The sequence below is a fragment of the Paucibacter sp. KBW04 genome, assembly GCF_003852425.1.
GTDB lineage: Bacteria > Pseudomonadota > Gammaproteobacteria > Burkholderiales > Burkholderiaceae_C > Paucibacter_A.
On record NZ_QAJN01000014.1, the window covers coordinates 27,081 to 41,649 of the forward strand.

2 protein-coding genes are annotated in these 14,569 nt (G+C 65.8%); one reads left to right on the plus strand and one right to left on the minus strand.

Going from position 1 to position 14,569, the window contains the following annotated elements:
- Positions 1 to 10: 10 nt before the first annotated feature.
- On the plus strand, positions 11 to 13,582 hold the full coding sequence (locus DBR47_RS17080; RefSeq protein WP_124452254.1) for a YDG domain-containing protein: 13,572 nt from the start codon (positions 11 to 13) through the stop codon (positions 13,580 to 13,582).
- On the opposite strand, the gene DBR47_RS17085 is transcribed toward DBR47_RS17080, so the two are convergent.
- Entirely contained in the window at positions 13,579 to 14,511 is a 933-nt protein-coding gene (locus DBR47_RS17085) for a LysR family transcriptional regulator (protein WP_124452699.1), read from the minus strand. The two genes, DBR47_RS17080 and DBR47_RS17085, sit on opposite strands and share 4 nt — an antisense overlap.
- Between the last annotated feature and the right edge of the window lie 58 nt (positions 14,512 to 14,569).

Genomic DNA, 14,569 nt, shown 5'->3' on the forward strand with positions numbered 1-14,569 from the left:
GGACCCCACCATGAATCGCCACGGTGCTTTGAATCGCATGTACAGGCTGGTCTGGAGTGACCATCTGCAGACCTATGTTGTGGCCGCCGAGAACGCCCGCTCGCAAGGCAAGGGCTCGAGCAAGGCCGGCCGTCGGCTGCTGGCCGTGCTGGGTTTCGGTCTGAGCGGCGTGAGCCTGGGCCTGAGCGCTTTTGCCCAGACCGCCCCGCCGCCCAAGGCCCTGCCCAGCGGCGGCCAGCTGGTGGCCGGCCAGGCCCAGATCGTCAGCAATGCCGGTGCCGGCCAGATGAATATCGTGCAGGGCACGCCAAGAGCCGCGATCGATTGGCAGAGCTTCAATGTCGGCGCGCAGGCACAGGTCAACTTCGTTCAGCCCAGCGCCAGTGCTGTGACGCTGAACCGCGTCTTGGGCAGCGACGCCAGCCAGATTTTTGGACGCATCAGCTCGAACGGCCAGGTCTTCCTGAGCAACCCGAATGGGGTCTATTTCAGCCCTAGCGCCAAGGTGGATGTGGGTGGCCTGATCGCCACCACACATGCCATCAGCAATGCGGACTTCATGGCTGGCAAAGCATCGTTCGCCCGCGCTGGCTCAAGCGGCGCCGTGGTCAACGACGGTGAACTGCAAGCCAAGCTGGGCGGCTATATCGCCCTGCTGGCACCCGAGGTGCGCAACGAGGGCGTCATCGTGGCCCAGGCCGGCACGGTAGCCCTGGCCGCGGGCGAGAGCTTCAGCCTGCAACTCAATGGCAATCGCCTGGCGGCGGTGCAGGTGACGGCGGGCCAGATCAAGACCTTGGTGGACAACCGCCAGGCCGTGTTGGCGCCGGACGGCCTGATCATCCTCAGCGCCCGCGCGGCCCAAAGCCTGGGTGGCGCCGTCATCAAGCACAGCGGCACCCTGCAGGCCAATAGCCTGCAGGAGCGCGGCGGACGCATCGTGCTGGAGGCCGACGAGATCCAGCTGGCCAGTGGCGCTAGCGTCCAGGCGCGCGGCGCCAGCGGCGGCGGCACCGTTTTGATCGGAGGCGACTGGCAAGGCAGTGGCACGGTCTACCAGGCCAGAAAGGTAGAGGCCGAGGCCGGCTCCAGCGTCGACGTCAGCGCCAGCCGCGACGGGGACGGGGGCAAGGCCGTCTTGTGGAGCAATGCGCATCAGGCCGGCACCACGACCCGGGTGCAAGGCCAGGTCCTGGCCCGGGGCGCGGGCAGCGGATCGGGCGGGCAGATTGAAACCTCGGGCCATGCCCTCTTGCTCGAAGGCAGCCAGGTCAATGCGGGTGCCGGCGGGCAATGGCTGATCGACCCCTACAACGTCACGATTAGCAATGGCAGCACCCAGGCCGGCGGCTCCGGCGTGACGGCGGCCGGCGGCGGCAGCTGGACGCCCAGCGCCTCGGGCTCGACCATCAGCAACAGCCTGATCAACAGCGCCCTCAACAATGGGCAGAACGTAAGCATCACCACCGCTGGCGCGGGGGCTGAGGCCGGCAATATCGCCGTCAATGGCGCTATCAACAAAAGCAGCGGCGGCATCGCCAATCTGAGCCTGATCGCCGACGGCAGCATCACCGTCGCGGCCAATATCACCATGGGCAGCAGCAGCGCCAACTCCGGCGCGGTCTTACTCAAAGCCAAGAGTGGGATCACCCAGAACGCGGTGACCATCAAGACCTTTGGCCAGAACGTGACCTTCTGGAGCAATTCGAGCAATAGCGGCGAAGGTCGCATCGTCGTCGGCACCGGCGCCAAGATCGACACCGGCACCTCGACCAACTCGGCAGCCGTGGGCGCGGCCACCAGCGGCGGCGGCCGCATCACCTTGGGCGGCGGCCTGGACGATGGCGCCAATGGCGGCGTCGCGGGCGACGGCATTCCCGATGGCTATGCCACCAGCGCCACGGCCAATCCTCTGGTGCTGGGCGTGGCCGCCACACCGGCCGTCAGCCCTGGCCCCGCCCTTTGGTCCGGCGGCGGCAATGTGCAGGTGCGCGGCAAGTCCACCGGCAGCAATAGCGGCACCTCGGTGCTGGGCAGCGGCGGTCTGACGATAGACAGCGGCACCGGCAGCATCGAACTGACGGGCCAGACCTTGGTGACCGGCGGCAACGGTCGCGGCGTCTTGCTCAATGCCTGGGGCGACAGCGCAACGCCCACGGTGATTCGCTCGCTTTCCAGCGCCGCCAATGCCATCAGCATCACCGGCGACTCCTCGGCCTCCACCGGCTATGTGTCAGGCAATGACCGCACCGGCATCGACATCGGCTTCGGCAACAGCGCTGGCGCCAGCGCCAGCATCTCGGCCCCCAACGGCGGCGGCATCGTGATGGTGGGCCGCTCGCCCATTGCCGGCAATAGCGGCATCGACCTGAACTTCGTCGACATCCTGGCTAATAGCGGCGCCATCTCGCTCAACGGCGGCGTGCAAGGGGTCACGCTGGGCAGCAGCAGCAATTCCAACGTCACCCTGGGCGCCAAAGCAGGCTCGGCCGTCACCAGCAGTAGCAGCGCGATCAGCCTGACGGGCGACATCATCACCTCAGGCAATGCCACCGCGGTACAAGGCTCGGGCAGCGTCACGCTCAAGCCCTCGACCAACAGCAACACCATCGCCGTCGGCAACGGTGCACCGGCGCAAAGCCTCAGCAACCTGAATCTGGCCACCAACTTCTTTGACGGCAGCGGGGCGATCAAGAGCGGCTTCAGCCTGGTCACCGTAGGATCCAGCGCGGGCACCGGCGTCATCAATGTCAACGGCACGAGCAGCGACACGCTGAACTTCGTCAACCCCATGCGCTTCCTAACCGGGGGCACGGCCGACATCAATTTGCGCGGCAACAGCGTTTACACCGGTGCTGGCACCCACAGCTCGCTGAGCGTCAATGCGGGCGGCGCAGCCACCCTGAGCGGCGCCATCAGATCCGCCAGCATCGCGCTGGATGTGACTTTGACGGGCAACTTCAACGATGTCCTCAGCAACAACAGCTTGTCGGGACACAACGGTTGGTGCAGTGTTTGCGTCAACCAGGGTTCGTCCATCCTCAGCAGCGGCGGCAATATCAGCTTGACCGGCGTGGCGCCCAACGCCGCCTCTGGCACCTTCGCTCCCTCCGCCGTGGTGGTCCAGTCAGCCACACTGGATGCGAGCACGCCGGGCAAGGCCAGCGCTTCGACGATCCAGATCAATGGCAGCTACACCGGCAGCTCGACCAGCCCGGGCACGACCTGGGGTGTGACCGGCGTCACGCTGACCGGCAGCAGTTCGGTCTTCAAGGCAGACGGCGCCATCAAGGTCACGGGCGATGCCGGGACGCCTTGGTACGGCAGCTCGGGCACCGATCTGGGCGTAGACATTCGCGGCGGCAGCTGGACCGTGGCCCCGGCCAGCGGCAAGGGCAGCATCACGATCACCGGCACGGCACGCCAAAGCAGCTATGCCAGCGTCGGCCTCTACTATGGCGACCTGGCCATTGCCGGTGCCGTCGACACCACCATCAACACGGGCGCAGCTTCCACCGCGAGCACAGGCTTCCTCATTCAATCCGGCCACTCCCTCAGCAGCTCCAGCAGCGGATCCCTCACGATCAGCCCCGTGCAAGGCAATATCAGCATTGCCGGCAGCCTCTCGAACACGGCGGGCTCGGACGCCTTGCTGAACACCCAGGGCAACAACAATATCTTCGTCACCGGCAGCATCGCAGCGGGCGCAGGCAATCTGAGCCTGGCCGCCGGCAGCGACCTGGCCCGGGGGGTCAGCAGCGGCGGCAATATCAGCGCCCAGGGCAATATCACCGGCACGGGCCAGCTCTTGTTCTATACCGGCAGCGTCGCCGGCACGTCCATCAGTTCCCCCATCAACGGCAGCAGCTCATGGCTGGCATCCGGCAGCGGCGACTTCCGCTACAACCGCCAGTACCTCGACCCGGTCGGCGCCTTGGCCGTGGGCAATGGCAAGAACTATGTGCTCTACCGCGAACAGCCCACCCTCAGCCTGAGTGGCCTGAGCAATACCAGCAAGGTCTACGGCAACACCGATCCGGCGGCACCTATGCCCACGGGCGTCAGCGGTGCGCTCAACGGCGACACCCTGGCACAGATCGCCCCCAGCGCCCTGAGCCGCGTCGCGGGTGAGAACGTGGGCAGCTACCGCTATGGCGGTACGAGTTCACAGCTGGGCTACGCCTTCGCGCCCATCAACGTCGCCTTGAACATCAGCCCGCGGCCGCTCACGCTGTCGGGCACAAGGGTCTACGACGCCAGCAGCAATATCTCGGGCAATCTGCTGACGGTGACGAATCTGGTGGGCGCTGACGTCTTGCAACTCAGCGGGACCGGCCAGCTCAGCCTCAAGGACGTGGGTAGCCGCAGCCTCAGCGACAGCAGCGGCCTCATCCTCGGCGGCAGCGCGGCCAGCAACTACACCTTGACGGGCGCCAGCGGCAGCATCCTCATCACCCCCAAGACCATTGCCAGCACGGCCACGGCGCCCAGCAGCAAGGTCTACGACGGCAGCACGGCAGCCTACGGCAGCAGCGCCAGCCTGGCCGCCGCCGAGGCACCGGGCAGCGGCACATCCAGCGATCTGCGGCCCTATGCCGGCGACACGCTGAGCCTGAGCGGCAGCGCCCTGGGCAGCTACAACAGCAAGGACGTGGCCACGGCCAACACCATCACCTTCTCGGGCGCTGGTTTGACCCTGACGGGAGCGAGTGCCGGCAACTACATCTTGCAGCAGGCCAGCAATAGCCAGGCCGCCACCATCACGCCCAAGAGCCTGACGCCCACCGGCCTGAGCGCCAATAACAAGGCCTATGACGGCAGCACGGCAGCCACCCTGAGCGGCACGGCTACCCTATTGGCCAGCGAAGCCGTCGGCACCGGCTCGGCCGTCGATGGCAAGCCCTATGCCGCCGATGCGGTCGCCCTGAGCGGCACGCCCGTGGGTACCTTCAACAGCGCCAACGTGGCCGGAGCCAACAGCGTGAGCGTCACAGGCCTGAGCCTGAGCGGCGCCCAAGCCAGCAACTACAGCCTGGCCAGCTACCCGAGCTTGAGCGCCAGCATCGCCCCTGCCCTGCTGACGGTGACGGCCAATGCCGACGCCAAATTCGTCACCACCGCCGACCTGGCCGGCTTCAACGGCGTCAGCTACGCCGGCTTTGCCAAGGGGGAAAACGCCTCGGTGCTCTCGGGCAGTCTGAGCATCAGCCGCAGCAATCCCAGCCAAGAGCTGGTCGGCAATTACGCCGGCGTGCTGGTCCCCAGCGGTCTGAGCGCGGCCAATTACGCGATCAACTACGTCAACGGCGACTACCGCATCATTCCGGCGGACCAGTTGCTGATCAAGGTCACGAATCAAAACACGGTCTACGGCAGCAGCCCTAGCTACGCCGTCTACAGCGCCCAGTACATGGCGGGCGGCAACACGCTCACCAATCTGAGCCTGGTCTCGAACAGCGGCAATCAATATCGCTACGCCGATGCCAACGGCGCCGAGACCAGCTTCACCCTGGCCGCCAACAACGCCTTGCTCAGCAGCAGCGGCAATCTGCGCGTCGGCAATTACTCGGTGGGCGGCACGGCCACGCAGATTGCCGGGCAATACAGCGCCCTGAACTTCGTGGGCAATCTCAGCGTCAGCCAAAAAGCGCTGACACCCAGCGTCGCCTCCGGCCTGAGCCGGGTCTATGACGGCACGACCACGATGAGCGGCCTGACCCTGGCCAGCAGCGACGCCATCGCCGCCGACGCGCTGACCCTCAGCGGGCTGGGCAATTTCAGCGCCCGCAATGTCGGCACGAATCTGGCCTACACGGTTCAAGCGCTCACGCTGGGCGGCAGCGACGCCGGCAACTACTACCTGGCCAGTGGCAGCAGCTTCAGCGGCAGCAATGGGGTGATCACTGCCCGGCCCCTGTTGATCAGCGCTCCCATCATCAGCAAGGTCTACGACGGCACGACGGCCTATGCCGTCACGGCGGGCGATTTGCTCAGCATGGGAAGCGGCCTGGTGGGCGGCGACAGCCTGAGCAATGCGACGCTGAGCTTTGCCAGCAAGATGGCCGGCCTGAACAACCGCACGGTCACGCCCTCTGCCGCTGTCATCGCCGATGGCAATAACGGCAATAACTACAGCGTTAGCTATGCCTCGAACGCGCTGAGCAGCATCAGCCCGCTGAACCTCACCCTGGCCGCACCCAGCGTCAACAAGGTCTACGACGGCAGCAACGCCGCCAGCGGCCTGGCCAGCCTGGTGGCCGGCGCCTATGTGGCGGGCGACTCCCTGCAGTCCAACAGCCTGGTGTTTGCCAACAGCCATGCCGGCACGGGCAAGACGGTCAACGTCTCCAACGCCCTCATCTACGACGCCCTGGGCGCGGACATGAGCGGCAACTACACCATCAGCTATCAGGCCAATACGAGCAGCAGCATCAGCCCCAAGACCCTCACGGCCACGCTGAACAACGGGCCCGTCAGCAAGGTCTACGACAGCAATAGCGATGCGCCCAGCGGCTTCACGCCGGGCTGGTCCCTAAGCGGCTTCATCAGCGGGGACAGCAGCGCCCAGCTGAACACGGGCTCGGTGGCCTTCAACAGCAGCCATGTCGCCACAGCCAGCCAAATCATCGTCAGCGGACTCAGCATCGGCAGCATCAGCGGAAGCAATGGCAGCTTGAGCAGCGACTACCAACTGGGCGCCAGCAGCCAGTCGGTGGCCGCCAGCATCACGCCCAAGACCCTCAGCGCGAGCCTCAGCAACACCGGCGTGAGCAAGGTCTACGACGCCAGCACCCAGGCGCCTAGCGGCTTCGTTCCGAGCTTCGCCCTCACCGGCTTGATCGCCGGTGACAGCGCGGCCAGCATCCAGGCCGGCAGCGTCCAGTACAACAGCAAGGACGTGGCCACGGCCAGCCAACTCAACGCCAGCGGCCTGACGATAGGCACCATCGGCGGCAGCAATAGCAGCGCCGCCAGCGACTACCAGCTCGCCAGCTCAAGCGCCAGCGTGGCCGCCACGATCACGCCCAAGAGCCTGACGCCCTCCGGCTTGTCGGTGGCCGCCAGCAAGGTCTATGACGGCACGACCGGTGTCACGCTGCTGGGCAGGGCTGCACTGGCCAGCCCCCAGGCCCCGGGCAGCGGCAATGGCAGCGATGGCACGCCCTATAGCGGCGACGCCATCGGCCTCAGCGGCGTGCCCATCGGCACTTACAACAGCGCCAATGTCGCCGACGCCACCGGCGTGGCCATCAGCAATCTGAGCTTGGTCGGTGCGCAGGCCAGCAACTACAGCCTGGCCAGCTACCCGCTGCTGGCCGCCAGTATCAGCCGCGCGCCCTTGAGCATCACGGCCAATGCGGACGCCAAGTTCGTCACCACGGCCGACGCTTCCGGCTACAACGGCGTGAACTACACAGGCTTTGTGCATGGCGAGACTCGCACGGTCTTGAGCGGCACGGCCTCGGTGACGCGCAGCAACAGTGCCGAGGCGGTGGGCAGCTATGCCGGTGTGCTCGTGCCCAGCGGACAGAGCGCGGCCAACTACGCCATCAGCTTCGTCAACGGCGACTACAAAATCATCCCGGCCGACCAGTTGCTAATCAAGGTTCAGAACCAGAACAGCGGCTATGGCACGAGCCCGCTCTACAGCGTGGCCAGCGCCCAGTACATGTTGGGCGGCACGACGCTGACCGATCTGACCCTGCTCTCGCACAGCGGCAATCAATATGTTTTCGCCGATGCCAATGGCGCCCAAACCGGCTTCACCCTGGCAGCCAGCAATCCGCTGTTCAGCGGCAGCAACCATCTGCGGGTGGGCAATTACAGCGTGGCGGGCGTCAACAACAGCATCTCGGGCCAGTACAGCGCCCTGAACTTTGTCGGCAATCTGACGGTGGATCAGGCCGCCCTCAGCCCCTCGGCCAGCGGCGGCCTGAGCAAGGTTTACGACGGCACGACGGCCATGAACGGCCTCAATCTGAGCATGGGCGGCCAGTTGTCCGGTGATCTGCTCAGCGCCAATGGCAGCGGCGCCTTCAGTTCCCGCAATGCCGGCAGCCCGGTGGACTACACGGTCTCGAATCTGAGCCTGAGCGGCAGCGATGCGGGCAACTACTACCTGGCCGGCGATGGCCATAGCTTCAGCGGCCACGATGGCGCGATCACCCCGCGCGCCATCACCTTCACCGCCCCCATCATCAGCAAGGTCTACGACGGCGGCACGGCCTATACCAGCAGCGCGGCCGATCTGAACGCCATGGCCGGCGTGCTGGTGGGCGGCGACCAGCTCACCGGCATGCAGCTGGAATTCAGCAGCAAGATGGCGGGCAGCAATAACCGCAGCGTGAGCGCCTCCCTGGCCCAGATAGCCGATGGCAACCAGGGCCGAAACTACACGGTCAGCTACGCCGGCAACCAAGCCAGCACAATCACGCCCCTGGCGATCAGCCTGCTGGCGCCCAGCGTGAGCAAGGTCTACGACGGCAGCACCGCCGCCAGTGGCCTGGCCAGTGTGAGCAGCGGCGCTTTTGTCGGCGGGGACAGCCTGATCGCCGACACCCTGAGCTTTGCCGACGCCCACGCAGGCAGCGGCAAGCAGCTGATCGTCTCCAACGCCCTGGTGCGCGATGCCCAGGGCGCGGATATGAGCGGCAATTACCAGTTCAGCTATCTGTCCAGCCTGAGCAGCAGCATCACGCCCAAGACCCTGACGGCCAACATCGTCAACGGCGGCGTCAGCAAGGTCTACGACGGCAGCAACAGCGCGCCCGGCGGCTACACGCCGACCTGGAGCGTCAGCGGCCTGATCGCAGGAGACAGCGCGGCCAGCCTGGCCTACACCCAGGCCGGCTACAACAGCAGCCACGTGGCCACGGCCAATCAGCTCACGTTCAGCGGCCTAAGCCTGAGCGGCATCAGCGGCAGTAACGGCAGCCTGAGCAGCGACTACCAACTCGGCAGCAATCAAGCCAACACCGCCGCCAGCATCACCCCCGCCACACTCACTGCGCAGCTAGCCAACACGGGAGTCGCCAAGGTCTACGACGCCACGACCCAAGCCCCTGCCGGCTTTGGCCCGCTGTGGAGCGTCACCGGCCTGGTCGCGGGCGATAGCGCCGCCAGCATCAAGGCCGCGACCCTGGCCTACAACAGCAAGGACGTGGCCTATGCCAGCCAGCTCAGGGCCAGCGGCCTGACGATAGGCGCCATCAGCGGCAGCAATAGCAGCGCGGCCAGCGACTATCAATTGGCGGCCAGCAGCAGCGCGGTCGCCGCCAGCATCACGGCCAAGAGCCTGACGCCCGGCGGCCTGGCCGTGGGCAGCAAGGTCTATGACGGCACGAACAGCGCGCCCTTGACCGGCACGGCGAGCTTGGCAGGCGCACAAGCCCCGGGCAGCGGCAGCAGCAGCGACGGCATTCCCTACGCCGGCGACCAGATCGCCCTGGCCGGCACACCCGTCGGCAGCTTCAATAGCAGCGATGTCGCCAGCGCCAACACGGTCAGCGTCAGCGGCCTCAGCCTGACGGGCGCACAATCCAGCAACTACAGCCTGGCCAGCTACCCCAGCCTGAGCGGCAGCATCCAGCGCGCCGGCCTGACCATCAGCGCCAACCTCGACGCCAAATTCGTCACCACCCCCGATGTGGCCGGCTTCAACGGCGTCCACTATGAGGGCTTTGTGCATGGCGAGACCCCGGCCGTTCTCAGCGGCACGGCCACGGTCAGCCGCAGCAACACGGATCAAGTGGTGGGCCAGTACGCCGGCGTGCTGGTGCCCTCGGGCCAGACCGCGGCCAACTACAGCATCACCTATGTCAACGGCGACTATCACATCATCCCCGCCGACCAACTGCTGGTGAAGGTGCGCAATCAAAGCGATGGCTATGGCAGCCCCTCCAGCTACGGCATCGCCAGCGCCCAGTACATGGCCGGCGGCGTCACCCTGACCGATCTGACCCTGAGCTCACGGGTCGGCGACCGCTTCAGCTTTGTTGATGCCAATAACGATGCCTCGGCCTTCACCATCACGCCAGGCTCGCCTCAGATGAGCAGCAGCGGCAATCTGCGCGTCGGCAACTACCTGATGAGCGGTGTCGATCAAAGCCTCTCGGGCCAGTACAAGGCGCTGGAGGTGGTGGGCAATTTGACCGTCACGCCCAAGGCGTTGACGCCCTCGGTCAAAGACGGGCTCAGCAAGGTCTACGACGGCACGACCGGCATGAACCAGCTGAACCTGAACGCAGGCGGCCAGCTGGCGGGCGATGCGCTCAGCCTCAGCGGCAATGGCGCTTTCGCCAGCCGCAATGCAGGCAGCGGCCTGGCCTACACGGTCAGTCAACTGAGCCTATCGGGCAGCGATGCCGACAACTACTACCTGGCCAGCGCCAGCAATAGCTTCAGCGGCAATAACGGAACCATCACTCCGCGTGCCGTCACGCTGACGGCCCCCGTCATCAGCAAGGTCTACGACGGCGGCACCAGCTATAGCGCCACGGCCACGGATCTCAGCGCCATCGGCAGCGTGCTGGTGGGCGGCGACAGCTTGAGCAGCATCGATCTCAGCTACACCAGCAAGATGGCTGGCAGCGGCAATCGCAGCGTCAACGCCGCCAATGCATCGATTCAAGATGGCAACAACGGCCTCAACTACCTCGTCAGCTATGCCGGCAATGACAGCAGCAGCATCACGCCCCTGAGCATCACCCTGGCCGCCCCGACGGTTAGCAAGGTGTACGACGCCAGCCTCACGGCCAACGGCCTGGCCCAGCTGAGCGCGGGCGCGTTTGCCGCCAGCGATGTGCTGAGCAGCAATAGCCTGGCCTACACCGACAGCCATGCGGGCCTGGGCAAGACGGTGAATGCCTCCAAGGCCTTGATCCTGGACGCCCAGGGCGCGGACATGAGCGGCAACTACACGATCAGCTATCTGGCCAATACCAGCAGCAGCATCAGCCCCAAGACCTTGACGGCCACGCTGAACAATGAGGGCACGAGCAAGGTCTATGACGGCAGCACGGCGGCACCCAGCGGCTGGGCGCCCAGCTGGAGCTGGGCGGGCTTGGTCGGCGGCGACAGCGCCGCCAGCCTGAACTTCCTGAGCGCCAGCTTCAACAGCAGCCATGTGGCCACGGCCTCGCAAATCAGCGTTGGCGGCCTGAGCCTTGCCGGCATCAGCGGCAGCAATAGCAGCCTGGCCAGCGACTACCAGCTCAGCGCCAACCAGGCCAGCGTGGCCGCCAGCATCACGCCGGCCAGCCTCAGCGTCAGCCTCAACAACAGCAGCCTCACCAAGGTCTACGACGCCAGCACCCAGGCGCCGCAAGGCTTCACGCCGATCTTTGGCGTCAGCGGTCTGATCGCGGGCGATAGCGCCGCCAATATCGGCTGGAGCACGGCCTTCTACAACAGCAAAGACGTCTGGAGCGCCCAGCAGCTCACCGTCCAAGGCCTCAGCCTGAGCGGCATCAGCGGCTCACTAGCCAGCCAGGCCAGCGACTATCAGCTGTCCAATACCAGCGCCTCGGCAGCCGCCAGCATCAGCGCCAAACGGCTCACGCCCGGCGGGCTCTCGGTCGCACCCTCCAAGGTCTATGACGGCACCCGTGGAGTCAATCTGCAAGGCCAGGCCAGCTTGGGCGCAGCCGAGGCCGCGGGCACGGGCAATAGCCTGGATGGCCTGGCCTATCTGGGTGACGCCGTCGGCCTGAGCGGTGTGCCCGTCGGCCTCTACAACAGCGCCGATGTGGCCAGCGCCAACGCGGTCAGCATCAGCCATCTGAGCCTGAGCGGCGCGCAAGCCGGCAACTATGTCTTGGCCGCCTACCCCAGCCTGGCGGCCAGCATCAGCAAGGCAACCCTGACGGTGACCGCCAATCTCGACGCCAAGTTCGTCACCACTGCCGACGAGGCCGGCTACAACGGCATCAACTACAGCGGCTTCGTCCATGGGCAGAACGATTCGGTGCTGAGCGGCAAGGCCAGCATTGCGCGGATCAACACCGATCAGGCCGTGGGCAATTACCGCGGCGTGCTGCAGGTCAGCGGCCTGGATGCCGCCAACTACGAGATCCGCTACGTCAACGGCGACTACCGCATCATTCCCGCCGACCAACTGCTGGTGAAGGTGCAAAACAATAGCGTGGGCTATGGCGCGCTGCCGAACTATTCGGTGCGGGTGGCGCAGTACATGGCCCATGGCGAGGCGCTCAGCGATCTGGTGCCCACGGCCATCAATGGCAATCAGTTCAGCTTCCGGGACCGCTCGGGCAATCTGATCGTTTTCACCCTACAGCCCGGTGGCGCCAGCTATAGCAGCGCGGGCCAATTGCAGGTGGGCAACTACACGATGACGGCCGATCAGGTCAATGTAGGCAGCGCCTACAAGGCCCTGAACATCGTCGGCAATCTGGCGGTGACGCCCAAGGCCCTGGACCCCGTGGTGGGTGGCCTCACCAAGGTCTACGACGGCACGAACGCGATGTCCGGCCTCAGCACCGAGCTGAGCGGCAGCTTGCGCGGCGACCAGATCGCCCTGCAAGGCAGCGGCGCCTTCAGCAGCACTCATGCTGGCACGCAGCTGGGCTATACCGTGTCCAATCTGGGCCTGAGCGGCAGCGATGCCCGCAACTACTATCTGAGGGGAGATGGCCAAGCCATCATCGGACAAGACGGCCAGATCACACCTCGCCTGCTGACGCTGGAACTGCTCAACAGCGGCGTGCAAAAAGTCTACGACGGCAATACCAGCGCGCCACCTAACTTCCAACCGCAGTGGCGTGTCAGCGGCTTTGCCGCCGGCGATAACGCCGCCTTGCTGAGCTGGCTGCAAGCCCTGTACGACAACCCCAAGGTCGGTCAAGACAAGCGCCTGAGCGTGGACGGCATCCAGCTGGCCGCCCTGCAAGGCAGCCTGGGCAGCCTGGCCTCGGACTACCGCATCGAGGGCAGCAGTCGCAGCGTGGCGGCCAGCATCACGGCCATCCCCGAGCCCCTGCCCGTGCCTCCGCCACCCTTCACGCCCCCGGTCACGCCACCCGATGCCGGCGGCGGCTCGCAAGGTTCCTCGGGCACGCCTTCCTTGCCGGTCGACCCGCAGACCCAGGTGCCCGTGGGCCCGCGAATCGAGATCGACCCCAGGTCGGCCGAGCCCGAGAAGCACGATGGCGGCGCTGCGGCGAGCAGCGCGAACCAGCCTGTGTCAGCGGCGGCCCTGCTCAGCCAAACAGCTGCTGATGCTCGCAGCCAGGCCGGCTGCGAGGCCTTGAGCATCGACGTGCTGCGCGCGGCCTCAGCATCAGTCGAGGGGCAAGCCCAAGTGAGCTTGCCCGACACCTGCTTGGCTGAAGCCGGCCAGGGCTTCAGCATCGACCTGCGCCAGCTCTTGGACGGCGGCCAAGCCGCCGAGGTCCTGTCCATCCGCAAGAGCGACGGTGGCGCCCTGCCCGCTTGGCTGAGCCATTTTGCCGAGCGCAAGCTCTTGGTGGCCAGCCAAGTACCCTCTGGCGCCCTGCCCTTGAGCCTGCATATTCAGGGCAAGAACGGTTCGACCCAGCTCCTGATCAAGCGACGCACGAACTAGGCCAAGTCCACATGCCGGGCAAACTGCTCGGCCAAGAAGCTCTCCCCCCGCTCCAGCACGAAGTAACGAAAGGCTTCGGCGGCGGGCGAGAGCATCTTGGACAAGGTGTTGACCACATGCCAGGCCCGCAGCACCGGCGCGCCCTGCACATCCAGCACGGCGATCAGGCGGTTGTCCAGCTCCAGACCCAGGGTGTGCAGAGACAGAAAACTCAGGCCCATGCCGGCCATCACCGCCTGCTTGATGGTCTCGTTGCTGGACATCTCCATGGTCACCCGCGGCGTCACATGGGCGTCGGCAAAAAACTTCTCCAGCGCGGTGCGTGTGCCCGAGCCCGGCTCACGCACGATAAAGCCCTGGTCACGCAATTCCTCGGCCGAGACCTGCTCGGCTCGCACCAGCGGATGATCCACCGCCGCCACGAACACATGGGGGTGGGCAGCAAAGGGCTCGGCCCGGGTGGCTAACTCCTTGGGTGGGCGGCCCATGATGGCGATGTCCACCTCGCCGCCGTGCAGCATCTTGACCAGTTGTTCGCGGTTGCCCACGGCCAGGCGTATCTCCACGCCCTCGTGCTCGCGCCGGAACTCGGCCAGCAGGCGCGGCAAAAAATACTCGGCCGTGCTGACCATGCCTATGTTCAGCTGCCCCGCCTCCAGCTTTTGCAGGCGCGCCGCGGCGTCCTCCGCATCCTTGAGCGTGGCCAGGATCTTTCTCGCATAGACCAGCATGTACTCGCCCACCGTGGTCAGCGTCACCTGGCGCCCGCTGCGGTCGAACAAAGGCATGCCCACATGGCCCTCCAGCTCGCGGATCTGCATGGTCACCGCCGGCGGCGTCAGGTGCAGGCTCTGCGCCGCCTTGGCGAAGCTGAGCTGGCGCGCCACCTCGCTGAACACACGCAGCTGGCGGAAGGTGGCGTTCTTCATCGTCATTCAGTAATTCCTTAACTGAGGAACAAGAATCAATGAATTTACTTTAGTTCTG